Genomic DNA, 26,933 nt, shown 5'->3' with positions numbered 1-26,933 from the left:
GGAGGCTCCCCCCATCGAAGCCTCCGGCACCGCCGAGAACACCGCCGAGATCAGGCCGCTCGGACCCGCAGCGCCTGCGAGCTCAGCGCGACGAGGTCGTCCGCTCGAAGCCCAGGCCAGCCGTGCAGCAGCTCCCGCCAGTCGCCCGGCAGCGCAGACGCGCCGTACAGCGCCCCGGCGAGTCCCCCGGCGATCGCCGCCACCGTGTCGGTGTCGTTGCCGGATCGGACCGCTGCGACGAGCGCCCCCTCGAGCGAATCGCTCCGGAGCACCGCGGCGTACGCAGCCTGCAGCGCGGACACGACCCAGCCGTTCGTCGCGGTGAAGTCGACGGGCTGCCCGGCCTCGGCGGCGGACAGTCGATCGGCCCAGAGTCGACGCCGCTCGCTCGGCAGCTGGTCGAGACCGCGACGGACGTCGAGCGAGCCCGTCAGCACGGCGTGCCGGATCGCGACGCACCAGAGCACGCATGCATCGCCGGCATCGGCCTCGTAGTGCGTGAGGTCACTGACCGCCCGGGCAGCGTCCGCGAGCCGACGATCGGTGTCCTCCGCCGGCTCCAGGTACGCCAGGACCAGTGGCGTCGTCCGCATCAGCGATCCGTTGCCAGCGGAACGACCGCTCTGGTCGTGGACCCGCCGGGCCGACGCTCGCGAGGCGGACGCGGTCCGAGCCTCCAGTCCGCTCAGAACGCTGCGTGTCTGGATGCCGACGTCGGGCGCGGTCCGCGCCCAGTCCGCCCAGGCCGCGACGAGCCCGTCGAGCGCCGCGTCGTCTGCGAACGAGCCGCCGCGAGCGGCGGTGCGCAGGATCGGGACGGCCATGCTCGTGTCGTCGGTCCACTCCCCCGGTGCCCAGTTGAACGCGCCGCCGCCCTTCATGCGGATGGGCTTGGGCTCCGGGACGGGTGGCTGGAACTCGTAGCCGGCGCCGAGGGCGTCGCCCGCAGCGGATCCCAGGACTGCGCCGACTGCACGGTCGAGTGTGTTCGTCATGGCCCCTCCAGATTTACGCGGAATTGCGTAAACCCAGCATGCACCCGTCGACGGGTTTACGCAAGCATGCGTAAACTCGTGGCGTGACTGAGTACCGCGATGCGAACGGCAAGCGCCTGGCCGACTACCCGCGACCCTCCGTCGCGGTCGACACCGCTGTGCTCACCGTTCCGGTCGGCGGGGCGCTCTCGGTCGTACAGGTCCGGGACCAGACAGACGGAGACTGGCGACTGCCGGGGACGTTCGTGCACGAGAGTGAGCGGCTTGCGGACGCCGTCCTGCGGTCGCTGCGCGACAAGGCGGGCGTGACCGGGCTCGCGCCGAGGCAGTTGCACGTGTTCGACGATCCCTCGCGGGACGACCGCGGGTGGGTGTTGTCCGTGGCGCACCTCGACGTGGTGCCGGCGGCGTCACTCGACCTCGGGGACGGCGCGCGACTCGTACCGATCGGCGAGGCGACGGGCATGGTGCACGGGCACGACGACATCCTCGGATTCGCGGTCGATCGGCTCCGTGCCGATCATCGTGGGGCGCCGGACCCGCACGGGCTCCTGCCCTCGCCGTTCACCATGTCGGCGCTCCGGGGGCTGCACGAAGCCGTCCTCGGTGAGCGGCTGCTGCCGGACTCATTCCGGCGGGCGATGGTGCCGCTGCTCACGGCGACGGACGCCAAGGCTGCGGAGGGGCCGGGGAAGCCGGCGACGTTGTACGTGCGGTAGCGCGGATGTCGCCGAGGGCGGGCAGTCGCTGCGGTCCGGCGTGGGGTCCGTCATCGACCGCGCCGACCGCTTCAACCGCGTCCGTCCCGAGTTCTGCATCCCACTCGACCAGCCCGCGGCTGATCCGCGCGGTCGAGTCCGCGCGGCGGCGCTGGCCGGCCGGGAGGCTCGCCCCACCCCCGGCAGGCACCGCACGACCTCGGCGACTCACCCCAGGCGGCCGCCGCCGTCGACGTGCAGCGTCGTCCCGGTGACGAACGTGTTGTCGATCGCCAGCAGAACAGCCGACACGACGTCGGCCGGCGATCCGACGCGGCCCACCGGGTTCGCTCCTGCCGTCTCCTCGAACATCTGCCGCTTGGCGTCATCGCCCATGCCGTCCCACGCGCCGGAGTCGATGATCCCCGGAGAGACGGCCACCGCGCGCAGCGGAGCGAGCTCGACCGCGAGCGCCTCCACCAGGAACGACACCGCACCGTTCGTCGTCGCCATCACCGCCAGCCCCGGTGCCGGCTTCCACGCTGCGACGCCCGAGAAGAGCACGAAGACGCCGCCGGGCCGCATCACCGGGGCGAGGTGCTTCGCGAGCAGGATCGGCCCGACGACCTTGGCTCCGAACGCGCCCTCCACAGCCTGGCGGTCGAGCTCGCCGACGGGGCCGTTGGCGTGCGCCGCAGCGAGGGAGACGACAGCGTCGAACGAGCCCGCTTCGGCGAGAGCGGCGATCGAGGCCTCGTCGCCGAGATCGGCGTGCACCACATGAAGGTCCGGGAAGTCCACTGCCGTCCGTGCGGTGTCGCGCGCGCCGATGAGCACGTCGTCGCCGCGGGTCGTGAGCTCGCTCGCGAGGGCGCGCCCGATGCCAGACCCGCCGCCGATGATGAGGATGCGCTTGGTCATGTCGATTCCTTCCGTTCTGGTGCGCAGCGGTCGCTGCTTGGTGGTTGCAACCTGCCCGTACCGCTCGCCAGTCCCAAACCTCGATCGATGGTTGTTCTCCTTTCCATAGAATGCTTCTATGCCAAACCTCAGAGCGTTCGAGGTCTTCCTGTCCGTCGTCGAGGCCGGCTCAATCTCCCGCGCCGCGCGGAAGCTGCACCTCACGCAGCCGGCCGTCTCACACCAGGTGTCGAGCCTGGAGCGGGACCTCGGCGTCCCGGTGTTCGACCGAGGACGTCGTGGTGCGACCCTGACGCCCGCCGGTCGCGCGTTCGCTCCTCTGGCGCGTGATGCCCTCGACGCCGCACTCCGCGCCGAGGAAGCAGCGCGGGGCTCAGCACCGATCCGACTCGTCGTGGCGCAGACGTTCACGGTGCCGTTCGTGGTGCCGGCACTCCGCGCCCTGGGCGGCCCGCTTCCCGAGCTCAGTGAGGGCTCGAGCGCACTCGGGATGGTGGACGAGGTCCGTCGTGGGACGCAGGACGTCGCGATCGTGCCCGGACCGGTGGACGCTCCCGACCTCATCGTTCGGGAGGTCGGGACGGAGGAGATCGTCGTCGTCGGCTCGCCGCAACCGGACGTGACCCTCGAGACCGTGGTGACCGGCCCGCTCATCGGGATCTCCGGCGACACGGGCTACGGGAGCTGGCTCGACGCGCTGTTCGTCGAGCGTGGGCTCGTACCCGTCGTCACGACGACCGTCGGCTCCCCCGCTGCCGCTGCGGCGCTCGCCTCAGCCGGGTTCGGGTTCGCAGTCGTGCCGGAGTCCACGCTGACAGGTGACGCGGAGCGGTCACGGCTCCGGCCGCGGGTCAATCGCGACATCGTGGTGGTCGGGCGGTCGGAGGAGGCGGTCGGGCCGTTCGTGGAGGCGCTGACGTCCGCGCGGTAGACGCGGTCTGGGCGCGGATTGGAGGACCGGGCTGATCCGGGCGGTCAGGTCCGGTCCGGTTCGACACGGCTGAATCGCGGGCCGTGGTAGTCACCGCGGGTCACGTGCGCGGTGAAGTCGGCAAGTGACCGGACCCAGTGCCCGCGCTCCCCGTAGAGGGCCTGGTACACGACGACGGGCTCCTCGGTCTCCGTGTCGAGGGCGATGAACAGGACCTCGTACTCGCCGCCCTTGAAGTGGCGGTAGCGGCCGGGCGTCACATCGTTCATCACTCTCCCGATCGTAGTGAGCTACCGCAACCGGCCACACCATCAGAACTCCACGTATGAACCAATACCTCCCCACGGTGATGGCATCGCCGCGTTGACCAACAACGAGACGTGGGAAGGAGGGAGGGAACCCAACATTCGCGTCCGCAGTCCACTTCACCACGCTGCTGCTCGGTTGGAACCAGCTGGGCCCCGCGGCGTCGTACCCCCGAGCGTGCGCCGGCCACGCTGCTCGACCGTGCGACCGACCACGTGCCGCAGCTCAGTGGGGACCACACGCAGCAGTACGTCGCCATGCTCGATGCTGCTCTCGGTCCACGAAACCGACGAGCTCACCGAACTGGCTCGGCGAAGGACTGCCGACTGTCGAGGCACATCGGAACGTGCCGCCGCTGTTCCAGGCGGTAGCGCTCGTCGACGCCGGTGTGGACGACGTGTACCTGGGTGATCCCGCGCTGACGGAACATTCGTGGGCGCGGCTGGGGTCGTTCGTCCGCGATGACGTCGTGCTCGACGGAGTCGCTGCGACCCGACGCTGCCGAGGCCATGATCCGGTTGGAGCACTCGCGGGAGCGCTTTGCCGGCTTGCCGCTGCCTGAGGCGGGTGGGCAGCCGAGGCCGGCGGGCGCGCTCACGGTGCAGATGGCGTAGGCGGGGAGGTACTGCGGGGAGGTGGCGGTCACATTGCGCGACTTGCCGGCTGATGACCGAGTGGCAGTGCTCGGGGTGCTTGGCGTGGGCACGAGTGCGATCAGGGCTCACTCCTCCACAAGCCCTTTGCGTTGACCTCGGCGCACGGCTCCGCCGCCGTGCACAGTCCGAAGCGCGTAGGCGTCTAGCGTCGTCGGATGCAGGTCTGGGAGGCGGATGATGCACGGCGTCGGCACATGGGTCGGTTCAGTCGGCGGGACACCGCGCCAGAGCTCGCCCTTCGTCGAGAGCTCCATGGTCGCGGCCGACGGTTCTTCGTGGATCGCCGGGTGAGCCCGTGCTCACGCGTTCGACCCGACATCGTGTTCCCTCGGGCACGGATCGCCGTGTTCGTCGATGGGTGCTTCTGGCACTGGTGTGAGGAGCATGCGCACCTCCCGAAGGCCAACGCCGCCCTCTGGCGCTCCAAGCTGCTCGCGAACCGACAGCGTGACGCGCTCAACGAGGCGATCCTGATCTCGGAGGGGTGGCGGGTCATCCGAGTGTGGGAGCACGACGACGTCGGTTTGGCAGCCGACTTGGTCGAGGAGGCGCTCGATCGTTGGGCGATGATCACCGGGCGGCTCTGATCCTGTAGACAGAGGGCATGCCGAACATCGAGGTGGTTGCCGCTGTCCTCACGCGCGACGACGGATCGGTGTTCGTCTGCCGTCGCTCGCCGGGGCGAGCATCCGCTGGGTTCTGGGAGTTCCCAGGTGGAAAGGTCGAGAGGGGCGAAGAGCCGCGGGATGCCCTCGCCCGTGAGTTGCGCGAGGAGCTCGACATCGAGTCACAGATCGGAGCGCTGATCACCCGAGACACGACCGCCGTCGGCAGCGCCCAGATCGACCTCGCGTGCTACCGCGTCGCATTCGACAGCGAAGGCCCGAAACGCAGCACCGACCACGACGAGCTGCGTTGGATGACACCGTCGGAGCTCCATCTTCTCCGGTGGGCGCCGCCCGACCTTCCGGCGGCGCGTATCGTCTCAGCGGGTCAGCCGAGCCCGTAGCGGCGATTGATTGCACGCTGGAACCGCCGGTGGTGCGCGAAGTACCGTTCAGTGAACTCATCCCACGCGCCGCAGGTTCGCCCGACGAGAGCGTTCACGGCGAGCGTGAGGTCCTCGGTCATCGGCGCGCGGCGTGGACCACGTTCGATCAGACCGCCTTTGGCGACGACGACGTATCCGAGTTCGAAAAGCGAGTCGCAGCCGATCAGACAGGCCGGCATGACAGTGTCTCTTCGCGCTCTCTCGGACCGCGATGTGTCCGCGCGTCGTTTGATGTGCGCTGTCACGAGCATCGCGACGGGAAGGTCACGACCGCAGAGAGCGCAGGTCGCGAAGAGCGCATCACCAAACAGGTACCTGCGAAGTGCCGACTGCTCCCCGCGCGCGTTCACCACGACTTGTCGATCCCCGCGGTACGTGAAGTGCTCGACGGCGTCGTCGTCATCGGGCCAGGCCTGAAGCTGTGCGGCGTCGGCGCGAAGACCGGCTTGTGTGAGGAGCCAGGTCGACAGCGCCCCTCCGATCTCGGTGAGGTAGACCTGCTTCACCGCACCCCGTCGCGAGAACGGCCAGGCGGTAGTGTCAGTTTCCGTTCGGAGTTCGAGGGGGATCTCGTCGAGGTCGATCGGGCGGTCGAGCTCTTGTATCTCGACTCGCAACACTCGGCCGTCAGTGGACCATCTCCTCGCTGGGTCCTCGAAAGGTGGTGGCCCTTCGAACGCGGGTGCCAGGACGGTGCTCCACGCACGGACAGCACCGCGTGAATAATGGAAGACCACGTCACCGGCGGTCGCTTCGAGCAAGCGGTCCCAGTGCGCGCGACTGGTTCCTGCGGTCTGGCCGGGACCTCTCCGGGAGCGCTTCGGGGCCCACAGGACTCGAGCTCGTCGTTCTTCGTCGAACGTCTGTCCCTGGTTGACCCAGAAGATCCGCACGTTTCCCCAATCGACCGCTTTGCTAACGGTCGACAGGATAACGAGTCAGGGGATCCAGTGTCGGGTGAGTTCTCTCCCGGCGACACTGATCGTCAGAAGAACTGTCGGAGGTACCGGCGGAGTTCAGGGTCGACGACGTGAACGAAGGTCCCCCTGACACCTCGCGTGAGGAGCACCGAGTACGCGTTCGTGACGAAGCGTCGGACGTCTTCGTCGGTGTAGGTGATACCGAGGCGGGGGTTGTTCTCCATTCCCTTCTTGTCGAAGTAGTTCGATCGGTCGAAGACGATCCGCCGAGCGATCGCGTCGAAACGGAGGTCCGGACCGATGATCACTCCGACGTAGTTGAGGTCGTACCCCTGGACCGTGTGGATCGAGCCCACTTGGTCGACCGCCCCGGTGGACGTGATCCAGTCGGTCTGCGTCTGGTTCCACTGCAGCCGACGCCCGTCGATCTCTATGTCGATCGCAGATCGATCACGCTTGCTCTTCCACTCCCATGCGTATCCAGCGACGAGACGGGAGAGCCCAACTTCATCGTCCTTCGCGCGGATCGCGTCGTGCATCGCACCGAGATCGTCGTACATCCTCAATTCGTAGTCACCGAATGACTTCACCCCAGGGGTTTCGCCGCGCATTATCGAACGGACAAGGAGACGTAGTCAGCGCCACCCTGAACCCGCATCTGTGTGAAGAGCCGGTAATGCCGATGGAGGCCGCGCGCCTTGCGCACCAAGTCCGCTTGAAGCGTTTGGGGCAAGTCAGCTGGCCGCACGCTCTGCTCTGAGTCGAGGAGGAACACTTGATGGGCGCTCTGGTGCTTGATCCAGTCCACCTGCGTGTAGTGGTCAGCATCTACCCCGAAGAGTCTCTCGTTGATCTCGCCGAAGCTCTTGTTCTGGGGACCTGACGCCTGGTTCGCTCGATGGTTCAACCGGTGAGACTCATCCACGACCAGCAAGTCCCATCGCTCCTCGCTCTTGCCGACCTCGAACGGGGTGAGGACCATCGACTTGTCGAGACCGGGGGTCTTCATGAACACACGCTTCAGGGAGGTACGCAACGCCTGCTGTGGCACCACCAATCCCACTCGGAAGCCGTCGAGGAGCTCGCGGTGCCCGTCGGTGAAGTAGTCCGAGAACATCGAGTCGCCGTCGATCTCGTCGATCCCTACGCCATCAGCGATGTCGCGGAGCAACTTGAGGAGATAGACAGCGACGATCGTCTTCCCGGTACCCGGGTCCCCTTGAACGACGATCGTGCTGTCCGCGCCTGATTCGAGGTCGTCGAACAATCCCTCGAGGATGTCTTCCGTGACCACCGCTTGATCCCGGTTGAGAGCCTTGAACGGGGAGAGCTTGTACAGCTCGCTGTTCTCGATGTCCGCGATGCTCCGTGTGAAGAGCTCCTGCGATCTCAGAGCGTCGAAGACCGCATCGAATGTCTCTCGGTAACGCTCTCGATCGTAGTAGTCCGCGTTCACGATGCCCTTGTTGCTGTTGAGCACGGTGTACTTGTCGTCGCCAGCGAACAAGCCGATGAGCTGAGACTCGAGATCGAGGCACACGGACTTGTTGAACGTGCTGTCGAGCACCAGGCGAACGGCCTTCAACGAGCGCCGTTCTTCCGAATCCAGGTGCTGGCGCATCCTTGCCGCGGTGTTGAGCGTCTCGCCGACGTACACCCGTTTCCCGTCATCGAGGATGTAGACGACCGGCCAGTTCAAGAACCGGGGGTCTCTTTCACGCCACAACCGGAGGTGAGCCTCGCTGAACGGCCACTTCTCGATGTCAAAGCTGGTCATACTTGGTGCTTCGTCCTCGGGCTTTGTCGATCGGGTATTTCTCCCTGGTCACAGCGAGCTTCGCTCGGACGAGATCGACCGGTTCGACGCCCAGCCGATCGGCGAGCAGAAGACAGTAGGTCAGGACGTCGGCGAGCTCCGCACGCACTCTGCTGTCGTCCGCGTCCGCCGACCACTGAAAGCATTCCAGGAGCTCAGCCGCCTCGATCGAGATGCTCTTCGCGAGGTTCTCCGGTGAATGGAACTGTGCCCAGTCACGTTCGGCGACGAACTCGCGTAGTTCGTCGCGAAGTCCCTCATCTGCCATGTCGGCACGCTAGCAGCTCGCTCGAGAACGCTCACGTGACGAACAACTCTCTCAACGTCGGGACTCGGACCCGACGCAGCACTGGGCGGCGACAACGCAACCACGGATGAGCTGTGTGAAGACGCGACCCCACGAACGGGGCATCGACTCGATGGGATCAGATCATGAGAATAGAACCTTCCTCAGATATTGGAGTACCTGGTATGAGCACCCCATCGAAGCTTCGTCGAGTCGCTTTCACTTCCGGGGGCGTCATAACCCTCGTGTTCGCACTCAGTGCTTGCAGTTCTGCGGACGGGACCGGGGCAGCAGGAAGCGCGGCGGGCCTCCCTGCAGCGAGTTCGTCGGCTTCCGCTGCCGCGGCTTCGACATCGGCATCGGCATCGGCATCGGCTGCAGCGGAAGTCGAAGCTCAGAAAGCTGCAGACGAGGCGTCTGCAGCGCAAGCAGCGGCGAAAGCGAAGGCAGCAGCAGACGCGGCGGCGGCGGCGCAGGCTGCCGCGGACGCGCAGGCAGCTGCGGATGCAGCAGCGGCGCAAGCCTCCGCTGATGCAGCCGCGCAGGCTCAGGCGGCTGCGGCGCAGCAACCGGCTCAGGCTGCAGGATCTGTGTACTACGCGAACTGCGACGCCGCTCGCGCTGCCGGCGCAGCCCCAGTCCGGACCGGAGACCCGGGATACTCCCGGAAGCTCGACCGAGATGGCGATGGAGTTGGCTGCGAATAACGCCCTCCATCCGAACCCGCGGTCGGTACCGGTGGCTTCTGACCGACCGCCGCCTTCCGGCGGTCGCCCACGCCGCCAACGCGAACAACGGCACGCGCGAACTACCGGCCCCCAGAATTGGTCCTACCGTCCGCCACGGCGAGCCACGAGAATAGCTCATGACCATCCGCCCACGGGAGGCGCGGGTCGAGAGGGCACCACACCATGACCATCGCCGGCGACTCAGCACGCACCGAAGCCCGCCGCCAACGAGACCGCGCCCACGAACTCCGCCGCCAAGCCGACGAAGCCGAAGCCCGCGCCAGCCGCTTCGACATCGCCCACCGCACCGAGAGCGAGACAGCGAAGGTCCTCGCTCCCCTGGCCGGCATCGGCTACCACCTCCTCGCCGATCGCCGCTGGCCCGGCAGCAAGACCGCCCAGGTCGACATGGTCGTCGTCGGCAGCGCCGGCGTCTTCATCGTCGACACGAAGGCCTGGCGCGACGTCGCCGTCCACAACGGCCGCATCACCCGCGGCCAAGAGGACGTCACGGACGACGTCGCGAACCTCGCCGACCTGGCGTGGAAGACCGAGGCCGCCCTCGCGGAGATCGGCCTCCCGCCGGGCGAGGTCCACGCGGTCGTCGCCCTGGCAGGCCAGAAGAAGGTGCACGCCGAGGTCGCCTCGGTCGACGTCGTCGGCGTCAACGACCTCATCGCACACATCACAAAACGTGGCCGCCGCCTGAGCGCGACCCGAGTCGACCAGCTCCTCACCGCAGTCCTCGCGCACTTCCCGGTCATCGACGGCGAGCAACACGCGCCACCGCAGGTCATCGTTCCGGCAACGGTCCTCCCCCGTGATCCCGACCCGGTGGTCGACACCGAAGAACTTCACGACCACCTCATCGACGCCGTCCTCGACGCCCCCATCGAGGAGTGGATGGCCTTCCTCGACCCGGCCCAGGCCAAGCTCGTCCGCCGCAACTTCAACGGCCCCGCCCGCATCCGCGGTGCGGCAGGCACCGGCAAGACCGTCGTCGGCCTCCACCGTGCCGCCTACCTGGCACGCGCGTCCGGCGGCCGCGTCCTCTTCACCACCTACATCCGCACCCTCCCAGCCGTCCTGCGGTCGCTCCTCGAACGCCTCGCGCCCGACATGGTCGACCGCGTCGACTTCGTGAACGTCCACGCATTCGCCAGCCAGCTCCTGAAGGAGCGCGGAGTCGTGTTCCGTATCGACGGGCTGGAGGCTCAGCGCGCGTTCTTCGATGCATGGAACGTGATCGGAGCCTCCAGTCCACTGCGCGCCCCGCGCTTCACGCGCCGGTACTGGGAAGAAGAGATCGGGCACGTCATCAAGGGTCGTGGGCTGACGCGCTTCGACGAGTACGCCGACCTGGCGCGCGTCGGGCGGAAGCACGCGCTGCCGGTCGAGATCCGGCAGGCGGTCTGGGACCTGTACGAGGCGTACTCGACCAACCTGCGGAACCGGGGCATCTGCGACTTCGAGGACGTGGTCCTGCTCGCCCGCGATGCCGTCCGCGAGCAGCCGCTCGACCGCTACGACGCCGTCATCGTGGACGAGGCCCAGGACCTGTCGTGCGCGATGGTCTCGCTCCTGCACGCGCTGGTCGGCGATCGTCCAGACGGCCTCACACTCATCGGCGACGGCCAGCAGACGATCTACCCGGGCGGGTACACCCTCGGCGAGGTCGGCATCAGCCTCTCGGGGCGCGGTGTCGTCCTCGACGTGAACCACCGCAACACCGCGGAGATCCTCGAGTTCGCGAAACAGATGGTGGCGGACGACCAGTTCGTCGACATCGAGGGGGTCGACGGTGCCGGCGATGCGGTCTCCGACGTCACCCGATCCGGCCCGCAGCCTGCCGTCCGACGATTCGCCGACCGCGCGGCGCACGATGCCGCGCTGCTCGCCCGCGTCGAGGAGGTCCTCCGTCTCGTCGGCACCGGCCGCGGCGACGTCGGGATCCTCACCGCGACGAACCCGCAGGCCGACAAGGTGATGGCGGTCCTCGACGCCGCGGGGGTGCCGTCCGTCTCGCTGAAGCACTACACGGGCAAGAGCTCCGACCGGGTCCGCGTCGGCACCATCAAGCGTGCGAAGGGCCTCGAGTTCAAGCAGGTCCTGCTGCCGCACGTGCCGGCGAAGCTCCTCGCGGACGCTCCCGACACCGAATCCGTCGCCGCCCGCGAGCGCCGTGAGCTCGACCGCCGCGAGCTGTACGTCGGGATGACCCGAGCGCGGGACGGCCTCTGGGTCGGTTCACTCGGGCGATCCTGAACGACCTGCACTCGACGAGGGGTCGGCATCACAACCGCACAACGCGATCCGCTCGACGGGCGAACTCCGCCGAGTGCGATGCGACGATGACGATCCGGCCGGGTCGAGCCCGGTCGATCGCCTCGAGCACCTGCTCCTCGGTCGCGACGTCAAGATGAGCGGTGGGCTCGTCCATCAGCAACAACGGACGGTTGCTCGCCAGCGCCCTGATCACAGCCAAGCGCTGCCGCTCTCCCCCGGACAGACTGGTACCGCCGCGTTCGAGTGCCGCATCGAGCCCGGCGCTGCCCAGTCGTTCCGTCATCCCGAGCTCGTCGATCAACCGCATGACGAGGTCGACGTCGGGCGGGTGCTCGGCGTCGGGGGTCAGGAACTCGCGGACCGACCCGCCGAGCGTCGGCGTCGTCTGCTCGACGTAGCCGATCTGCCGCCACAGCTCGATGGGGTCACAGCCACCGACGTCGATCCCGCCGACGCTGAGCGTCCCGTCCTCCACGTGCGCGAGCGCCGCGATCGCAGACAACAGCGTCGTCTTCCCGGACCCGCTCGGACCGACCAGGCACACCATCTCGCCAAGGCCAGCCGAGAAACTCACCGCCTCGGTCAGCACGCCGTCGGCGGGAGAGCACCTGACGTGGACCGCTCGGACGACCGGCGGAGTCATCGGCACTCCGAGGCCCTGCGGCAGCGACCGGGTCGACGGGGTGGGCGGCACGGCGCGAAGTTGCTCCGCGGCGGCCCTGGCTGCTTGGAGCTGCTGCGCGGCTTGCGCGGACGACGCCGCGGGTCCGAGCAACACCGCGACCGTTCCGAGGAACCCCGAGAGGCGCGCCGCCGAGAGCGTCCCGCCGGCGACGAGCGCTACCCCGAGGGCAGCGAGACCGATGAGCAGCGCCATCGAGATGACCTTCACGACCAGGTCGACGAGGGCCTGCGCACGGCCGATCTGTCGCTCCGCCAGAGCGACGTCGGACAGGTCGCGTCCGAGACGACGGAGGTGGGGCGCAGCGAGTCCCCAGACGGTCGCGGAGCGGATCGACAGGAGGTGCTCGTTCAGATCGGCAGTCGTCCGGCCGAGCGCGACCAGCGCTCGCCCAGCTCGAGCCTTCACCGGGCGCAGGACCACCGCGATCGAGGTGGCACCGACGGCGAGCGCCCCGAACATCGCCGATGCGAGGCGCCAGTCGAAGACGAACAGCAGGACGAGACACCCGGCGAGCATCACGATCGCGGTCCGACGGCGGATGCGGGCCGCCGACAGCAGCGGCTCGAGTTCACCCACCGTGCGGGAGGAGATCGAAACGGCCTCGCCGACCCCGAGCTGCTCGACGGCACGAGGAGACATCCCGAGCAGTCTGCGGGCGATGCCGAGGCGTAGGCGTCGCATTTCCTCCGCGCCGATCCGCGCGAGGACGAGGGCGCGCCAGGCGGCGGTCGCTCCCGATCCCACCACCGCGGCTGCGACGGGCAGCCAGACGAGCGGCGAGTCCGCGCCGCGTGCAGTGAGCGCGCTCACGCCGAAGGCGATCACGAGGGGCAGAACGAGTTCGAAGGTCGATGCAACGAGTGACGCGACGTGACCGAGGACGAGCTGAGTGCGATCGCATCGCGCTTCCGCGACTGCCGGGTCCAGGGTCGCGATCACGCGGCCCTGTCTCGACGACATCGCGCGACCGCGATGCACACCAGGCCGAGTGCCGCCAGGAGCACAGGTAGCGCATGAAGGGGCTCAGCGTCGGTCCGAACGAGCGCGGTGAGCGCCGACCGTGGAAGCCAGACGGCCCCATCCGGGATCGTCCCGGCAATGACGGGCTCGATGACCACCAGGTACGCGAGCATGACGACCAGGACGATCACGGAGCGCCGCGTCAGACAGGCGAGTGCGAACGTGAGCAGCGCGATCACCGCAGCGGACGCCGCTGCCCCGGCGACGGTCCTGCCCGTCGCTGTACCCGCGGTCAGATGGAGCAGCCCGGCAGCTCTGACACCGACGTCCGCCGCCCCGATCGCGGCGAGCGCGGTCAGCGCGCCGACGGCGCCCGCGATGACCGCGAGTGACACCGCTCGGACCGCGAAGACCACGCGGAGCCGACGCGCGGCCACCGCGACATGAAGCAGCGCGCCAGAAGTCATCTCGGCACCGGCGAAGTGCGCGCCGATCACCACCGCGACCAACGGCACCAGCATCGTCACGGCGCTCTGGGCGAGGGACGCGAGATCCGCGCTCGACGACGCCGAAGTGAGCGCGCCGTCGGTCTCGAGCTGCACGCCGCCGGTGCCGGTGTCCGTCCCACCAGCAGCCGCGACGGACACGGCGAGGAACGTCAGGCCAGCAGAGAGGACGACCGCCGTGCCACCGGCGATGCCAGCAGTGGTGTCCCGACCCCACCGACGGGATTCCGTTCGGACGATGGAACCTGCTTCACTGCCGTGCATCGAACCGTTCCTCCAGTGTTGCGGACCGCCGGTCTCGGTGGGTCACCGGGACGCCAACCGCACGCAATGCCTGTTCTGCCGCCGGTGCGTCGTCGAGCGGAACGACCGGGAGTCCCGAACGATCTGTCCACCACCGGAGGTTCTCTCCTGACAACGCCTCCGTGGCGCGGTCGGTGTCGTGGGCGGAGATCCCGAGCACGATGACCGCCAGCTGTTCGGCGTAGTCCTCCACCGGCCCCGAGAACATCAATCGCCCGGTGTCCAGCACGATGAGCTCCCGACAGACCGTCTCGACATCGTGGAGGTCGTGGCTCGAGAACACCACGGTCCGCCCCTGCCGGGCGAGCGTGAGGATGAGGTCGCGGGTCCGACGTCGAGCATCCGGGTCGAGACCGTTCATCGGCTCGTCGAGCAGCACGAGTCGGGTGCCGCAGAGCACAGCCGCAGCGATCGAGACCCGCTGGCGGTTCCCGAGCGACAGGCGTCGGAGCCTCGTCTTGAGCTCGCCGGCGATGTCGGTCATCTTCGCGGCGTCGTCGACAGCGGAGGGCGCGACCCCGGCGAGCCCGGCGAGGTAGCGGAGGTTCTGCTCCACCGTCCACCCCGACCAGAGCGACATGCCGTCGATGGCCGCCCCGACACCCGATCCAGCTGATTCGGCGGCGAGGTCCGTCCCCGCCACGGACAGGCATCCGCTGGTCGGTCGGGTGACTCCGGCGATGATCCGCAGCAGCGTGGACTTGCCACTGCCGTTCGCTCCCACGAGACCGACGACAGCTCCACGTGGCACGCGAAACGAGACGTCACTGAGTGCGATCCGCTCGCCGTACCGGTGCGAGATGTCCGCGGCGGACACCGTGTCCACGATCGGTGTCACCCGCCGTAGCTCGCGCAGAGGATGTACCCGATGCTGACACAGAACCCCATGCGGGGGTCGGTACCAGGACGGACCTGGACGAGCGGGGACGCCGATGCTCGGCCGTCCTCCGGCATCTCGAACTCGCGCGTCGCGATGCGCAGCCCCTCGGGGGTTGGCACACCACGCTGCTCCAGGGTCGCGAGCGTTGCAGTCGCGGCGGTGTGCGCACGACGCTCGGAGTAGGTGGGCAGCTCGGCGATGCCGTTGACGTAGTCGATGAATCCGTCCGAGGAGATGATCTCGATGAACTCGTCGATCTGCTTCGTCACGGCTTCCTTGGTGACTCGGTGACGGATCTCGTCGAGGGTCATCTCGAGCGCGGGGTCGATGGAGGTCGTGCTGATGGTCATGGTTCTCTCGATTCTGTGGATCGGGTCGTTCAGTGGGCGGACGCGATGAAGCGTCGGAGTGCGGTCAACGCGGCACGGTTGTGATCGAGGCCGGAGACGGAGCGGAAGCCGACGAGCAGGACGATCGACTCCCCGGCCCGCAGGTCGAGGACCAACGGCGCCCCATCGGCACGGGCGGCGGCGAGCGACGGGAATCCCCCGCGCACACCACCGGCAGCGAATCGTCCGTACGACGGCACGTACCGCCGCTCGACCCGCTCGATCTCGGCGGGCACGAGACGCCTCCAGTCGCCGAGTTCCAGGGCGCGCGCGCTCAGCCGGAGCTGCCCGCGGTGCGGGAACCGCAATCGCTGGTCGACGAGCCCGGTCACGCGACGGATCGGTCCCGCTGCAGCGAGTTCGTCCGTCGTTGCCGCACTGAACTCGTCGACGAGGTGGATCTCGGTACCGGACTCCGTCTTGCTCATGCTGGCGTCGGGATCGATTCGTTGTCGAACGTGTACGTGACTTTCCGAACGCCGTCGCTCATCAGCTTCGTCACGCAGAAGATGGTCGGGCGGTGGTCACCGAACTGCGAGCGCTGGACCTTGATGCCGTCGGGGACGATCACGCCTCGTTCTCGCAGTGCTTCCGGGTCCAGCAGGACGGTCCGGACGAATTCGTCACGGTGTTCCGGAGCCTGGTCGTACAGGTCGCCGAGCACACGGATGAACTCATCACGCGTGATGAAGTCCCGGATCGCCTCGAGCCCGGCCCGGGCTTCCCCCCGAACAGCCTCGCGCGACAGTTTCGGGACCGCGGCGTCTTCCTCGACCTTCGGGTAGTCGATCTTGGCCAGGTTTTCGTACTCGTGACGCTCGTTCGGCATCGTGTCCCCTCCTCAGGAGCGCATCAGCGCGCTCTGCGGTACCGAGATTCGCAGCCTCGCACCCTCGGCTGCATCGGCCATCGGCCCTCCTTGTTCCATCCGTTCGGCCAGGTAGTCTCGACGTCGATACGACCTAAAGTACTACCGCTAACATTCAAAACGCGAGACGCGACGAGGGTGGGGGATGAACTGTGATCCGAGTACTGGTGCACGACCCGGACCCGCTCGCTGCGGCTGGTCTACGAGCGGTCTTCTCTGGCGCAACCGGCATCGAGGTCGTCACCAGCGCCGCCGGGATCGAAAGCGTCGTCGAGCCCGCCGCCCCGACTCGCCGACAGGTCGCGATCGTGTCGGTCTCGAACCGGGCAGACACGTCGATGGTGGTGATCGAACGGCTGGCAAGTGCCGGAACCGCCGTGCTGACGCTCACGCTCGACGAGGACGACGACCTCCTCCTCGCGACACTCGAATCGGGCGCATCCGGCAACCGCACCAAGTCAGCGAATCCAGATGAGCTCATCCGCGCCGTTCGCGGTCTCGCCGACGGACGGCCTGCACTCTCGGACCGTCAGTCCCGACTCCTCCTGGACCAGTGGGTGCTGGGTCGCCGAAGTCCGGGACACATCGAAGCCCGACGGGCCGCGGCACGCCTCAGCGCGCGCGAACGCGAAGTCGTCCGCGCCGTCACCCGCGGCCTGACCAACAGCCAGATCGCCACCGAGCTGCACTGCGCACCTACCACCGTGAAGGCCCACCTCGCGGCGGTCTTCACGCGACTCGGGGTGACGAACCGCGTCGCACTCGCGATCCTGGGACTGCGTGCCGGTCTGCTCGACGACGAGGGCACTGACGACGACGACGACTGAGCGGCCCATCCTCCGATCGGAGGATGCACCCACGCCCCACCCACCGATCCGCCGGCGGCCCGGCCGCGCCACGCTGGACTCATGCCCGAATCCCCCGCCATCGAGGTCCACCACCTCACGAAGCGCTACCCCACCGGCAAGCTCGCCGTCGACGACGTCTCCTTCACCATCGAGGCCGGCGAGACCTTCGCCCTCCTCGGCCCCAACGGCGCCGGCAAGTCCACAACGGTCGAGATCCTCGAGGGCTACCGATCCCGCACGGACGGCACGGTCACGGTCCTCGGCCACGACCCCGCCCGCACGAGCCGCAGCCACAACGCCCGGATCGGCATCGTCCTGCAGTCCAGCGCGGAGTCCCCGAACGTCACCGTGGCCGAGCAGCTGCGCCACTTCGCAACGCTCTACCCGAGGCGTCGGGACGTCGAAGAGACCCTGCACGCCACAGGGCTCACGGAACAACGCAACACCCGGATAGCGAGGCTCTCCGGTGGCCAACGCCGCCGCGTCGACGTCGCCCTCGGCATCATCGGCCGCCCGGAGGTCCTCTTCCTCGACGAACCGACGACCGGCTTCGACCCGGAGGCTCGCCGCCAGTTCTGGGGTCTCCTCCGGCAGGTCCGCGGCGAGGGCACGACGATCCTCCTGACCACGCACTACCTCGACGAGGCAGCGCACCTTGCGGACCGGGCGGCCGTCATCGCCGACGGCAGGCTCCTCGACCTCGCCCCGATCAACGAGCTGGGCGGCGCGGAGGCACGCACCCCCCGAGTCAGGTGGACGAGCGACAACGAACAGCACGACGAACGCACGAACGACCCCGCCGTCCTGATCAGGGCAAGCACAGACCCGATGCGCGACCTCGAAGTCATCCGCCCGTCCCTGGAGGACGTCTACCTCGAGATGGTGGGGTCGAAGTGAACCGCATCACCTACGAGATCCGCTCCTACTTCCGCGCCCCCGACGCGGTGTTCTTCACGTTCCTCTTCCCGATCATCATGCTGGCCCTCTTCTCGGTCGCCTTCAGCAGCGCCGCGGACATCAGAGCAGGAAGCGCCAGCGTCGACTACGCGACGTACTACCTCCCGGGCCTGGTGGCGACGGGCTTCCTCCTCTCCGGCACCCAGTCCCTCGGCGTCGACATCGCCACGGAACGCAGCGACGGCACCCTGAAGCGCCTCGGCGGCACGCCACTCCCGGTGCTGAGCTACTTCATCGGCAAGATCGGCATGGTCCTCGTCACGACGATCCTCCAGACGGCATTGCTGATCGGCATCGCGAGCATCGTCTTCCGCGTGGACCTGCCGACAGCCCCAGAGCAGTGGGCTCGATTCGCCGGCATCATGCTGCTCGGCATCGCGACGAGCTGCGTCCTCGGCATCGCGATCTCCGCACTCCCCCGCGAGGGCCGCCGCGCCACCGCGACGATCGTCCCCGTGGTCCTGGTCCTGCAGTTCATCTCCGGCGTCTACCTCCCCTTCACGCAGCTCCCCGGCTGGCTGCAGAACGTCGCGTCGGTCTTCCCCCTCCGCTGGATGGCGAGCGGGATGCGCTCCGTCTTCCTGCCGGACGCGTTCGCGTCCGCCGAGCCGGGAGGCTCGTCGCAGCTCGGCCTCGGAACGCTCGTCCTGGTCGCGTGGCTGGTCCTCGGCACGGTGGCCTGCGTGCTGACGTTCCGCTGGAACCGCAAGGACGCGTGATGCCGACTCCGAAGTGGGATGCTCGGACCATGGGCACAACGCGCATGACCGATGAGTCCTGGGTGCGAAACCGGTGGCTGCACGCCTTCTTCGCCGCGACGATGGCCCTCACGGCGTTCATCACCGCCTACGGCTGGTCCCCGTGGAGCACCCGCTGGCCCGCGTACGCCGCGATCGCCGTCCTGGTCGTCGCGTACGCCGCGTTCGGCCACCGCGGCTACGACGAGCCCCGGGCGGCAGCGGCGTTCCTCCCCCTGCTCGTCGCCGCCGCGCTGGTCCTGCCCGCCGTCGCCCCGAGCACCGCGTTCGTGCAGTGCATCCTGTTCCCGCTCGTGTGGGTCCAGTCCGAACGCATCAGGAGCGCCGTCCTCCTCTCGATCGCGATCGGTGTCGCGAGCGGCATCGGCCTGCAGGTCTCCAGCGGCGCCGGGGCGCTCGTCAGCACCCTCCTCATCGAGGGCATCAGCGTCGTCGGCGCGTGCGCCATGGGCGTCTGGATCTCGAGCGTCGCCGGGCTGTCCGAGGAGCGCCGCAGACTCCTCGACGAGCTCCGCGCGACACAGACGTCCCTCGCCGAGGCGAACCGCACCGCGGGCATCGCCAGTGAGCGGGAGCGCCTGGCCCGGGAGATCCACGACACCGTGGCGCAGAACCTCGCCGGCATCGTGATGCTCACGGAGCGCGCGCAGAGCGACCTCGCAAGCGACCGCACCGACGCGCTCGAAGAACGCCTCACCGTCCTCGAGGAATCCGCCCGCGCAGCACTCGAGGAGTCACGCGCCCTCATCGCCGCCGGTGCCGCCGGTGTCACCCGTGACAGCCTCGGCGGCGCGCTGCACCGCCTCGGCGAGCGGCACACCCGCGAGACCGGCACGCCCGTCACGGTGGACGCGCCCGACTGCGCGCTGGACCGCGACGCGCAGGTGGTGCTGCTCCGGGTCGCCCAGGAGGCTCTCGGCAACGTCCGCGCGCACGCTCGCGCCGCCTCGGTGCGCGTCGCACTGCTGCCCTCGCCCCAGCAGACCGTCCTGCGGATCACGGATGACGGGGTCGGCTTCGACGCATCGGACCCGACCGCGGGCCACGGACTCCGCGGCCTCCGGGAGCGCCTCGCCCTGGCGGGCGGGTCCTGCCGGATCACCAGCGGCCCTGGACGCGGCACCGTCGTCGAGGCGAGCCTGCCCGCCGGGGCCGCACCGAGCCTCCCGGCTGTCCAGCACCCCGCTGCGGCGGTGACCCGGTGATCCGCGTCGTAGTGGCGGACGACCATCCGATCGTCCGCGCGGGAATCGTCGCGCTCCTGCAGGACGCCGACGACGTCGAGGTGGTCGGCCAGGCCGCCGACGGCGAGTCAGCGGTGTCGACGGTGCTCGCCGAGCGGCCGGAGGTCGTGCTGATGGACCTCCGGATGCCGGGGATCGACGGGGACGCTGCGACCGCGCGGATCCTCGCCGTGGAGCCCGGGATACGCGTACTGATCCTGACGACGTACGAGTCCGACGACCAGATCCTCGCCGCGATCGAGGCCGGTGCCACCGGGTACCTGCTGAAGGCCGCTCCCGAGTCCGAGATCCTCGCCGGGGTCCGGGCGACCGCGCGGGGCGAGACGGCACTCGCGCCCTCGGCAGCAGCCGCACTGGTCCGCCGGGCGACCGGCGCAGTGCCGACCGGGCCATCGCTCACGCCCCGGGAGCTCGACGTGCTCCGGCTCGTCGCGCAGGGCCAGAGCAACCCGGCGATCGGTCGCACGCTGTTCCTCAGCGAAACGACGGTGAAGACGCACCTCGGCCACGTGTTCGAGAAGCTCGGCGTGGGCGACCGCACCCGAGCGGTGACGCGCGCGATGGAGCTGCGCATCCTCTGACGGCCGCGGTCAGCCGCGCGCGTCTACAGTCGAACGAATGCCCGCCCCGCACGCACGACCGACCCCGTCCACCGCGATCGACGGCATGATCCGCGTCCGCGGCGCCCGCGAGAACAACCTCCGGAGCGTCGACGTGGACGTGCCCCGCGACCGGATCGTCGCCTTCACCGGGATCTCCGGCTCGGGGAAGTCGTCCCTGGCCTTCGGGACGATCTTCGCCGAGGCGCAGCGTCGCTTCCTGGAGTCCGTCGCCCCGTACGCGCGACGGCTCATCGCGCAGGGGTCGACGCCGCACGTGGAGTCCATCACGGGCCTCCCGCCGGCGGTGGCACTGCAGCAGCGGCGCGGCGCCCCGAGCTCCCGGTCGACGGTGGGCACGCTGACGACCCTGTCGAACTCGACCCGCATGCTGTACTCCCGCGCCGGCACGTATCCTCCCGGGGCGGAGCGGCTCGAGTCCGACTCCTTCTCCCCGAACACCGTCGCCGGTGCGTGCCCGCGGTGTCACGGGCTGGGCACCGCGCACGAGGTCACCGAGGCCTCCGCCGTGCACGACCCGTCGCTGAGCATCCGCGACGGGGCGATCACCGCGTGGCCCGGTGCGTGGCAGGGCAAGAACCTCCGCGACGTGACGGCGGTCCTCGGGTACGACATCGACCGGCCGTGGCGGGAGCTGTCCCGCGAGGACCGCGACTGGCTGCTGTTCACCGAGGAGCAGCCCGTCGTCGAGGTGCACCCGCAGCGCGACCGGATCGCGAAGCCCTACAAGGGACGGTTCTGGAGCGCACGACAGTTCGTACTGCACACGCTCGCCGACTCGCAGAGCGAGACGCAGCGGAAGAAGGTGCTGCAGTTCGTCGAGTCCGGACCGTGCACGCTGTGCGGCGGCACCGGGCTGACGCAGGCGGCGCTCGCGGTGACGTTCGGCGGGAAGACGATCGCCGAGCTGCACGCACTCCCGCTCACCGCACTCGCCGAGGTGCTCCGCCCCGTCGCCGAGCTCACGGATGCGGCGCCGGCGACGTCTCGCGCCTCGTCGGGTGAGCGCACCGAGGTCGCCGTCGCGATCGCGAAGGACCTGCTGACCCGGGTCGAGGTGCTCACCGGGCTCGGCCTCGGGTACCTCGGGCTCGACCGCGCGACGCCGACGCTCTCCCCCGGCGAGATGCAGCGGCTCCGCATCGCCACGCAGCTCCGGTCGGGACTCTTCGGCGTCGTCTACGTGCTCGACGAGCCGAGTGCCGGTCTGCACCCGGCCGACGTCGAGCCGCTCGTCGAGGTCCTCGACGGACTCCGCGCCGGCGGCAACAGCGTCTTCGTCGTGGAGCACGACATGAGCATCGTGCGGCAGGCCGACTGGATCGTGGACGTCGGCCCGGGTGCCGGGGCGTCGGGCGGGACGGTGCTGTACAGCGGGCCCGTGCCCGGGCTCGCGTCCGTGGAGGAATCCGTCACCCGCCGCTACCTGCAGCCGCGACCGCCCGTCGATCGTCAGCCGCGGACAGCGTCCGGCACGCTCGAGCTCCGGGACGTCACGCGGCACAACCTCCGCGGGCTCGACATCGACCTGCCGCTCGGTGTCCTCACCGCGATCACGGGCGTGTCCGGGTCGGGCAAGTCGTCGCTCGTCGGTGGGGTCCTGCCGTCCGTGGCCCTTGAACACCCGGGCATCGACCGGGTCGTCGAGGTCGACCAGAAGGCGATCGGCCGGACGCCGCGGTCGAACCTCGCCACGTACACCGGGCTGTTCGACGCGGTGCGCGCCGCGTTCGCCGGCACCGACGAGGCGAAGGCCCGCGGGTGGACCGCCGGCCGGTTCTCGTTCAACGTCGTCGGCGGCCGGTGCGAGGTCTGCCAGGGCGAGGGATCCGTGTCGGTGGAGCTGCTGTTCCTGCCGGGGAGCTGGGCCCCGTGCCCGGAGTGTCACGGGTCGCGGTACACGGCCGAGACGCTCGAGGTCCGGTGGCACGACGCGACGATCGCGGACGTGCTCGGGATGACCGTCGAGGACGCGGCGTCGTTCCTCGCGTCGTTGCCGGTGGCCTCTCGCGCGCTGGAGACCCTCCGACAGGTCGGACTCGGGTACCTGCGCCTCGGACAGCCGGCGCCGGAGCTGTCGGGCGGTGAAGCGCAGCGGATCAAGCTCGCGACCGAACTGCAGCGGGCTCGCTCCGGCCACACCCTGTACCTGCTCGACGAGCCGACCACCGGGCTGCACCCCGCGGACGTCGAGCTCCTCACGACGCAGCTCCTCCGACTCGTGGACGCCGGCAACACGGTCGTGGTGGTCGAACACGCGATGAACGTCGTCGCAGCGGCGGACCACGTCATCGACATGGGCCCGTCGGGCGGCGACGAGGGTGGTCGGGTCGTCGCTGCTGGCACCCCCGCCGAGGTAGCCGCGGCGGCCGGCAGTCGCACCGCCCCCTACCTCAGGGCCGAGCTCGGACGCTGACGCCAGGTCCGGGTCCGGGTCCTGGTCCTGGTCCTGGTCCTGGTCCTGGTCTTAGTCCTGGTCCGGCCCCGGAAACGCAGAAAACCCCTGACCAGTACTGGTCAGGGGTTCCCTGGTGTTGCAAAAGAAGTCCGGCGGCGTCCTACTCTCCCACAAGGTCCCCCTTGCAGTACCATCGGCGCTGAGAGGCTTAGCTTCCGGGTTCGGAATGTGACCGGGCGTTTCCCTCTCGCTATGACCACCGGAACACTGTCGACCATGATCTGGTCTCAACATGTTCCTTCAAGCCGTTGCTGAAGTATTCAATTGATTCCCGATCGTCTGTCGGGAACCACAAAGTGGACGCGAGCCCGTGACCCGAAAGTCACGGAAATAATTGTGTTGTCAAGTCTTCGGCTTATTAGTACCGGTCAGCTCCACGGGTCGTTAGTCCCCGCTTCCACATCCGGCCTATCAACCCAGTAGTCTGCTGGGAGCCTCTCACACTCAAGGTGCATGGAAATCTCATCTCGAAGACGGCTTCCCGCTTAGATGCTTTCAGCGGTTATCCGGTCCGAACGTAGCTAATCAGCGGTGCCCTTGGCAGAACAACTGACACACCAGAGGTTCGTCCATCCCGGTCCTCTCGTACTAGGGATAGATCTTCTCAAATTTCCAACGCGCGCAGCGGATAGGGACCGAACTGTCTCACGACGTTCTAAACCCAGCTCGCGTACCGCTTTAATGGGCGAACAGCCCAACCCTTGGGACCTACTCCAGCCCCAGGATGCGACGAGCCGACATCGAGGTGCCAAACCATGCCGTCGATATGGACTCTTGGGCAAGATCAGCCTGTTATCCCCGAGGTACCTTTTATCCGTTGAGCGACAGCGCTTCCACAAGCCACTGCCGGATCACTAGTCCCGACTTTCGTCCCTGCTCGACCTGTCAGTCTCACAGTCAAGCTCCCTTGTGCACTTACACTCGCCACCTGATTGCCAACCAGGTTGAGGGAACCTTTGGGCGCCTCCGTTACTCTTTGGGAGGCAACCGCCCCAGTTAAACTACCCATCAGGCACTGTCCATGAACCCGATCAGGGTCCTACGTTAGACATCCAAAGTGACCAGAGTGGTATTTCAACAATGACTCCACGAACACTAGCGTGCCCGCTTCACAGTCTCCCACCTATCCTACACAAGCCACTCCGAACACCAATACCAAACTGTAGTAAAGGTCACGGGGTCTTTCCGTCCTGCTGCGCGTAACGAGCATCTTTACTCGTAGTGCAATTTCGCCGAGTTCGCGGTTGAGACAGCTGGGAAGTCGTTACGCCATTCGTGCAGGTCGGAACTTACCCGACAAGGAATTTCGCTACCTTAGGATGGTTATAGTTACCACCGCCGTTTACTGGGGCTTAAATTCAGAGCTTCGGCCGAAACCTAACCCCTCCTCTTAACCTTCCAGCACCGGGCAGGCGTCAGTCCGTATACATCGTCTTGCGACTTCGCACGGACCTGTGTTTTTAGTAAACAGTCGCTTCCCACTGGTCTCTGCGGCCTTCAACGCTCACGGAGTGAATCCGGTCACGTGTCCGGCCCCCCTTCTCCCGAAGTTACGGGGGCATTTTGCCGAGTTCCTTAACCACGATTCTCTCGATCTCCTTGGTATTCTCTACCTGACCACCTGAGTCGGTTTCGGGTACGGGCGGCTGCAACCTCGCGTCGATGCTTTTCTCGGCAGCATAGGATCACTGATTTCCCCTAACGGGTACGCGTCGGATCTCAGGCGTACAGACGACGGATTTGCCTATCGTCAGCCCTACATCCTTACACCAGGTTCACCTTACGGATACCATCGCCTGGCTCAGCTACCTTCCTGCGTCACACCTGTTCATACGCTAACCGCACCAGCATGGGGTCGAGCGTTAGACCGCACCGCTTCACCCCGAAGGGATCCGCTGGATACGGGTTAGGACTCTTAGCACCACTGGATTAGCTTGGGCGGTTGTTCGCCGGTACGGGAATATCAACCCGTTGTCCATCGACTACGCCTGTCGGCCTCGCCTTAGGTCCCGACTTACCCAGGGCGGATTAACCTGGCCCTGGAACCCTTGGTCTTTCGGAGGACGGGTTTCTCACCCGTCTTTCGCTACTCATGCCTGCATTCTCACTCGTGTGGCGTCCACGGCTGGATTACTCCGCCGCTTCACTCGCCACACGACGCTCTCCTACCACTCCGCACGACTGAACCACGAAGGCTTGTCTAACATGCGAAATCTACAACTTCGGCGGTGTGCTTGAGCCCCGTTACATTGTCGGCGCGGAATCACTTGACCAGTGAGCTATTACGCACTCTTTCAAGGGTGGCTGCTTCTAAGCCAACCTCCTGGTTGTCTATGCAACTCCACATCCTTTCCCACTTAGCACACGCTTAGGGGCCTTAGTTGGTAGTCTGGGTTGTTTCCCTCTCGACGATGAAGCTTATCCCCCACCGTCTCACTGCTGCGCTCTCACTCACCGGCATTCGGAGTTTGGCTGACGTCAGTAACCTGTTGAGGCCCATCGGCCATCCAGTAGCTCTACCTCCGGCGAGAAACACGCAACGCTGCACCTAAATGCATTTCGGAGAGAACCAGCTATCACGAAGTTTGATTGGCCTTTCACCCCTATCCACAGCTCATCCCCTCCATTTTCAACTGAAGTGGGTTCGGTCCTCCACGACGTCTTACCGTCGCTTCAACCTGGCCATGGATAGATCACTTCGCTTCGGGTCTAGGACATGCGACTAAAATCGCCCTATTCAGACTCGCTTTCGCTACGGCTGCCCCACACGGGTTAACCTCGCCACATATCACTAACTCGCAGGCTCATTCTTCAAAAGGCACGCCGTCACCCCTACAAGGAGGCTCCGACGGTTTGTAAGCAAACGGTTTCAGGTACTATTTCACTCCCCTCCCGGGGTACTTTTCACCTTTCCCTCACGGTACTTGTCCGCTATCGGTCATCTGGGAGTATTTAGGCTTATCAGGTGGTCCTGACAGATTCACACGGGATTTCTCGGGCCCCGTGCTACTTGGGATACACATCCGGCCATAACACCATTTCGTCTACGGGGCTGGCACCCACTACGGCCCGGCTTTCAAACCGGTTCGACTATGATGCGCTGTAACCGCCCCAGTCCGGCAGAACTGAGCGACGTGTCCCACAACCCCGACCATGCAACGCCCGCCGGCTATCACACATGATCGGTTTAGCCTCATCCGCTTTCGCTCGCCACTACTCACGGAATCACATGTTGTTTTCTCTTCCTGTGGGTACTGAGATGTTTCACTTCCCCACGTTCCCTCTACCCGCCCTATATATTCAGGCGGGAGTCACCAGGTCGACAAGTCGCCTGGCGGGGTTTCCCCATTCGGAAATCCTCGGCTCACAGCTCGATTATCAGCTCCCCGAGGCTTATCGCAGATTTCTACGTCCTTCTTCGGCTCCAGATGCCAAGGCATCCACCGTTTGCTCTTAGAAACTTGACCACAAAGATTAAAATTGCGATCGACTCGACAACACGACCACCCCGAAGAGCAGTCATCGTTGCGAGCGATCTAAGATGCTCGCGTCCACTGTGTAGTTCTCAACATACGATCGGCACCACACTCCCCCAGCCATAACAGCTAGCTTCATGTGGCCCATCGAAGAACCATGCGGATCACTCCGCCGGCCCAACCCCCACCACCACTCACGTGGACGGCAGGAAGCCTGGTCCCTCAGGACCCAACAACGTGCACCAGCCAGCCCGCTCACCCCCGACCCCTTCCAACCAGACCCGAAGACCTGGCGTACTAAGACCGGAAGCCGCGCTCCCGACTGCACTGTCAATGTTCCACCCATGAGCTACCGGCGAGAACGTTCGTCTCGATCCGGCGCCTGGA

26 protein-coding genes and 2 rRNA genes are annotated in these 26,933 nt (G+C 67.2%); 13 read left to right on the top strand and 15 right to left on the bottom strand.

Annotation, left to right across the window (positions count from 1 at the left end; translation table 11 throughout):
- Positions 1-50: 50 nt before the first annotated feature.
- Complete coding sequence (locus tag AAEP80_RS09915; protein WP_420364283.1) at positions 51-995, bottom strand: ADP-ribosylglycohydrolase family protein; 945 nt, start codon at positions 993-995, stop codon at positions 51-53.
- An 83-nt stretch (positions 996-1,078) separates the two neighbouring features.
- Between AAEP80_RS09915 and AAEP80_RS09910 the strand changes: the two genes are divergently transcribed.
- Complete coding sequence (locus AAEP80_RS09910) at positions 1,079-1,714, top strand: NUDIX hydrolase (RefSeq protein ID WP_420364282.1); 636 nt, start codon at positions 1,079-1,081, stop codon at positions 1,712-1,714.
- Positions 1,715-1,921: 207 nt separating this feature from the next.
- On the opposite strand, the gene AAEP80_RS09905 is transcribed toward AAEP80_RS09910, so the two are convergent.
- Positions 1,922-2,614 carry an SDR family oxidoreductase gene (locus tag AAEP80_RS09905; RefSeq protein WP_420364281.1) on the bottom strand — a complete coding sequence of 231 codons (693 nt, stop codon included), beginning with the start codon at positions 2,612-2,614 and terminating at the stop codon, positions 1,922-1,924.
- Positions 2,615-2,732: 118 nt separating this feature from the next.
- Here AAEP80_RS09905 and AAEP80_RS09900 point away from each other — a divergent pair, with 118 nt between their 5' ends.
- Positions 2,733-3,545, top strand: a complete 813-nt coding sequence (locus tag AAEP80_RS09900; RefSeq protein ID WP_420364280.1) for a LysR family transcriptional regulator — start codon at positions 2,733-2,735, stop codon at positions 3,543-3,545.
- Between the two features lie 44 nt (positions 3,546-3,589).
- On the opposite strand, the gene AAEP80_RS09895 is transcribed toward AAEP80_RS09900, so the two are convergent.
- Complete coding sequence (locus AAEP80_RS09895; RefSeq protein WP_420364279.1) at positions 3,590-3,814, bottom strand: DUF1653 domain-containing protein; 225 nt, start codon at positions 3,812-3,814, stop codon at positions 3,590-3,592.
- A gap of 164 nt (positions 3,815-3,978) precedes the next feature.
- Between AAEP80_RS09895 and AAEP80_RS09890 the strand changes: the two genes are divergently transcribed.
- From AAEP80_RS09890 to AAEP80_RS09880, 3 genes are all read left to right on the top strand, one after another.
- Positions 3,979-4,413 carry a MupG family TIM beta-alpha barrel fold protein gene (locus AAEP80_RS09890; protein ID WP_420366858.1) on the top strand — a complete coding sequence of 145 codons (435 nt, stop codon included), beginning with the start codon at positions 3,979-3,981 and terminating at the stop codon, positions 4,411-4,413.
- 249 nt (positions 4,414-4,662) lie between these two features.
- Positions 4,663-5,094 (top strand): very short patch repair endonuclease, encoded by a 432-nt coding sequence (locus AAEP80_RS09885; protein WP_420364278.1) that lies wholly within the window; start codon positions 4,663-4,665, stop codon positions 5,092-5,094.
- Positions 5,095-5,111: 17 nt separating this feature from the next.
- Entirely contained in the window at positions 5,112-5,516 is a 405-nt protein-coding gene (locus AAEP80_RS09880; RefSeq protein ID WP_420364277.1) for a (deoxy)nucleoside triphosphate pyrophosphohydrolase, read from the top strand.
- Here the strand turns inward: AAEP80_RS09880 and AAEP80_RS09875 are convergent.
- The 4 genes from AAEP80_RS09875 to AAEP80_RS09860 form a co-directional block, all read right to left on the bottom strand.
- Positions 5,501-6,319 (bottom strand): hypothetical protein, encoded by an 819-nt coding sequence (locus AAEP80_RS09875; protein WP_420364276.1) that lies wholly within the window; start codon positions 6,317-6,319, stop codon positions 5,501-5,503. The two genes, AAEP80_RS09880 and AAEP80_RS09875, sit on opposite strands and share 16 nt — an antisense overlap.
- A 224-nt stretch (positions 6,320-6,543) precedes the next feature.
- Entirely contained in the window at positions 6,544-7,038 is a 495-nt protein-coding gene (locus tag AAEP80_RS09870; RefSeq protein WP_420364275.1) for a DNA/RNA helicase domain-containing protein, read from the bottom strand.
- Between the two features lie 50 nt (positions 7,039-7,088).
- A complete protein-coding gene (locus AAEP80_RS09865) occupies positions 7,089-8,255 on the bottom strand; it encodes a DNA/RNA helicase domain-containing protein (protein WP_420364274.1) in 1,167 nt (388 codons plus the stop codon).
- Positions 8,242-8,562: a nucleotide pyrophosphohydrolase gene (locus tag AAEP80_RS09860; RefSeq protein WP_420364273.1), complete on the bottom strand. Its 321-nt coding sequence runs from the start codon at positions 8,560-8,562 to the stop codon at positions 8,242-8,244. The genes AAEP80_RS09865 and AAEP80_RS09860 overlap by 14 nt, the downstream gene beginning before the upstream one ends.
- A gap of 608 nt (positions 8,563-9,170) precedes the next feature.
- Here AAEP80_RS09860 and AAEP80_RS09855 point away from each other — a divergent pair.
- Together AAEP80_RS09855 and AAEP80_RS09850 are read left to right on the top strand one after the other, a co-directional pair.
- Positions 9,171-9,287, top strand: coding sequence for an excalibur calcium-binding domain-containing protein (locus tag AAEP80_RS09855; protein ID WP_420364272.1), 117 nt, complete (start codon positions 9,171-9,173; stop codon positions 9,285-9,287).
- A gap of 204 nt (positions 9,288-9,491) precedes the next feature.
- On the top strand, positions 9,492-11,573 hold the full coding sequence (locus AAEP80_RS09850) for a UvrD-helicase domain-containing protein (RefSeq protein ID WP_420364271.1): 2,082 nt from the start codon (positions 9,492-9,494) through the stop codon (positions 11,571-11,573).
- Positions 11,574-11,601: 28 nt separating this feature from the next.
- Here AAEP80_RS09850 and AAEP80_RS09845 read toward each other — a convergent pair whose 3' ends face one another.
- Genes AAEP80_RS09845 through AAEP80_RS09820 form a run of 6 tightly spaced genes read right to left on the bottom strand, consistent with a single transcriptional unit; the run spans position 11,602 to position 16,146 of the window.
- Positions 11,602-13,239, bottom strand: a complete 1,638-nt coding sequence (locus AAEP80_RS09845) for an ATP-binding cassette domain-containing protein (RefSeq protein WP_420364270.1) — start codon at positions 13,237-13,239, stop codon at positions 11,602-11,604.
- On the bottom strand, positions 13,215-14,009 hold the full coding sequence (locus AAEP80_RS09840) for a hypothetical protein (RefSeq protein WP_420364269.1): 795 nt from the start codon (positions 14,007-14,009) through the stop codon (positions 13,215-13,217). Before AAEP80_RS09840 ends, AAEP80_RS09845 begins: the two co-directional genes overlap by 25 nt.
- Complete coding sequence (locus tag AAEP80_RS09835) at positions 13,996-14,886, bottom strand: ABC transporter ATP-binding protein (RefSeq protein ID WP_420364268.1); 891 nt, start codon at positions 14,884-14,886, stop codon at positions 13,996-13,998. The genes AAEP80_RS09840 and AAEP80_RS09835 overlap by 14 nt, the downstream gene beginning before the upstream one ends.
- Positions 14,883-15,278, bottom strand: a complete 396-nt coding sequence (locus tag AAEP80_RS09830) for a hypothetical protein (protein WP_420364267.1) — start codon at positions 15,276-15,278, stop codon at positions 14,883-14,885. The genes AAEP80_RS09835 and AAEP80_RS09830 overlap by 4 nt, the downstream gene beginning before the upstream one ends.
- 29 nt (positions 15,279-15,307) lie before the next feature.
- Positions 15,308-15,745, bottom strand: coding sequence for a hypothetical protein (locus AAEP80_RS09825; protein WP_420364266.1), 438 nt, complete (start codon positions 15,743-15,745; stop codon positions 15,308-15,310).
- A complete protein-coding gene (locus AAEP80_RS09820; RefSeq protein WP_420364265.1) occupies positions 15,742-16,146 on the bottom strand; it encodes a hypothetical protein in 405 nt (134 codons plus the stop codon). Before AAEP80_RS09820 ends, AAEP80_RS09825 begins: the two co-directional genes overlap by 4 nt.
- 206 nt (positions 16,147-16,352) lie before the next feature.
- Between AAEP80_RS09820 and AAEP80_RS09815 the strand changes: the two genes are divergently transcribed.
- The 6 genes from AAEP80_RS09815 (at position 16,353) to AAEP80_RS09790 (ending at position 23,028) form a co-directional block, all read left to right on the top strand.
- A complete protein-coding gene (locus AAEP80_RS09815; RefSeq protein ID WP_420364264.1) occupies positions 16,353-17,012 on the top strand; it encodes a DNA-binding response regulator in 660 nt (219 codons plus the stop codon).
- 81 nt (positions 17,013-17,093) lie between these two features.
- Positions 17,094-17,930, top strand: a complete 837-nt coding sequence (locus AAEP80_RS09810) for an ABC transporter ATP-binding protein (RefSeq protein ID WP_420364263.1) — start codon at positions 17,094-17,096, stop codon at positions 17,928-17,930.
- A complete protein-coding gene (locus AAEP80_RS09805; RefSeq protein WP_420364262.1) occupies positions 17,927-18,709 on the top strand; it encodes an ABC transporter permease in 783 nt (260 codons plus the stop codon). Before AAEP80_RS09810 ends, AAEP80_RS09805 begins: the two co-directional genes overlap by 4 nt.
- A gap of 29 nt (positions 18,710-18,738) precedes the next feature.
- Complete coding sequence (locus AAEP80_RS09800; RefSeq protein ID WP_420364261.1) at positions 18,739-19,953, top strand: sensor histidine kinase; 1,215 nt, start codon at positions 18,739-18,741, stop codon at positions 19,951-19,953.
- Complete coding sequence (locus tag AAEP80_RS09795; protein ID WP_420364260.1) at positions 19,950-20,573, top strand: response regulator transcription factor; 624 nt, start codon at positions 19,950-19,952, stop codon at positions 20,571-20,573. Before AAEP80_RS09800 ends, AAEP80_RS09795 begins: the two co-directional genes overlap by 4 nt.
- Before the next feature lie 37 nt (positions 20,574-20,610).
- Entirely contained in the window at positions 20,611-23,028 is a 2,418-nt protein-coding gene (locus tag AAEP80_RS09790) for an ABC transporter (protein ID WP_420364259.1), read from the top strand.
- A 129-nt stretch (positions 23,029-23,157) separates the two neighbouring features.
- On the opposite strand, the gene rrf is transcribed toward AAEP80_RS09790, so the two are convergent.
- Positions 23,158-23,274: ribosomal RNA gene (gene rrf, locus AAEP80_RS09785) — 5S ribosomal RNA — on the bottom strand.
- A gap of 134 nt (positions 23,275-23,408) precedes the next feature.
- Positions 23,409-26,537 (bottom strand): 23S ribosomal RNA (locus AAEP80_RS09780).
- Between the last annotated feature and the right edge of the window lie 396 nt (positions 26,538-26,933).

It is taken from the genome of Curtobacterium sp. L3-7 (assembly GCF_048756585.1).
Lineage (GTDB): Bacteria > Actinomycetota > Actinomycetes > Actinomycetales > Microbacteriaceae > Curtobacterium.
The sequence above is the reverse complement of the archived record's forward strand: the minus strand, read 5'-3'. Positions and strand labels throughout refer to the sequence as shown.

Coding starts and splice junctions, on each gene's coding strand:
- AAEP80_RS09915 (WP_420364283.1), bottom strand. CDS start 995: ATGACGAACACACTCGACCGTGCAGTCGGCGCAGTCCTGGGATCCGCT.
- AAEP80_RS09905 (WP_420364281.1), bottom strand. CDS start 2,614: ATGACCAAGCGCATCCTCATCATCGGCGGCGGGTCTGGCATCGGGCGC.
- AAEP80_RS09900 (WP_420364280.1), top strand. CDS start 2,733: ATGCCAAACCTCAGAGCGTTCGAGGTCTTCCTGTCCGTCGTCGAGGCC.
- AAEP80_RS09895 (WP_420364279.1), bottom strand. CDS start 3,814: ATGAACGATGTGACGCCCGGCCGCTACCGCCACTTCAAGGGCGGCGAG.
- AAEP80_RS09885 (WP_420364278.1), top strand. CDS start 4,663: ATGCAGGTCTGGGAGGCGGATGATGCACGGCGTCGGCACATGGGTCGG.
- AAEP80_RS09880 (WP_420364277.1), top strand. CDS start 5,112: ATGCCGAACATCGAGGTGGTTGCCGCTGTCCTCACGCGCGACGACGGA.
- AAEP80_RS09870 (WP_420364275.1), bottom strand. CDS start 7,038: ATGTACGACGATCTCGGTGCGATGCACGACGCGATCCGCGCGAAGGAC.
- AAEP80_RS09865 (WP_420364274.1), bottom strand. CDS start 8,255: ATGACCAGCTTTGACATCGAGAAGTGGCCGTTCAGCGAGGCTCACCTC.
- AAEP80_RS09860 (WP_420364273.1), bottom strand. CDS start 8,562: ATGGCAGATGAGGGACTTCGCGACGAACTACGCGAGTTCGTCGCCGAA.
- AAEP80_RS09850 (WP_420364271.1), top strand. CDS start 9,492: ATGACCATCGCCGGCGACTCAGCACGCACCGAAGCCCGCCGCCAACGA.
- AAEP80_RS09845 (WP_420364270.1), bottom strand. CDS start 13,239: ATGTCGTCGAGACAGGGCCGCGTGATCGCGACCCTGGACCCGGCAGTC.
- AAEP80_RS09840 (WP_420364269.1), bottom strand. CDS start 14,009: ATGCACGGCAGTGAAGCAGGTTCCATCGTCCGAACGGAATCCCGTCGG.
- AAEP80_RS09830 (WP_420364267.1), bottom strand. CDS start 15,278: ATGACCATCAGCACGACCTCCATCGACCCCGCGCTCGAGATGACCCTC.
- AAEP80_RS09825 (WP_420364266.1), bottom strand. CDS start 15,745: ATGAGCAAGACGGAGTCCGGTACCGAGATCCACCTCGTCGACGAGTTC.
- AAEP80_RS09820 (WP_420364265.1), bottom strand. CDS start 16,146: ATGCCGAACGAGCGTCACGAGTACGAAAACCTGGCCAAGATCGACTAC.
- AAEP80_RS09810 (WP_420364263.1), top strand. CDS start 17,094: ATGCCCGAATCCCCCGCCATCGAGGTCCACCACCTCACGAAGCGCTAC.
- AAEP80_RS09800 (WP_420364261.1), top strand. CDS start 18,739: ATGGGCACAACGCGCATGACCGATGAGTCCTGGGTGCGAAACCGGTGG.
- AAEP80_RS09790 (WP_420364259.1), top strand. CDS start 20,611: ATGCCCGCCCCGCACGCACGACCGACCCCGTCCACCGCGATCGACGGC.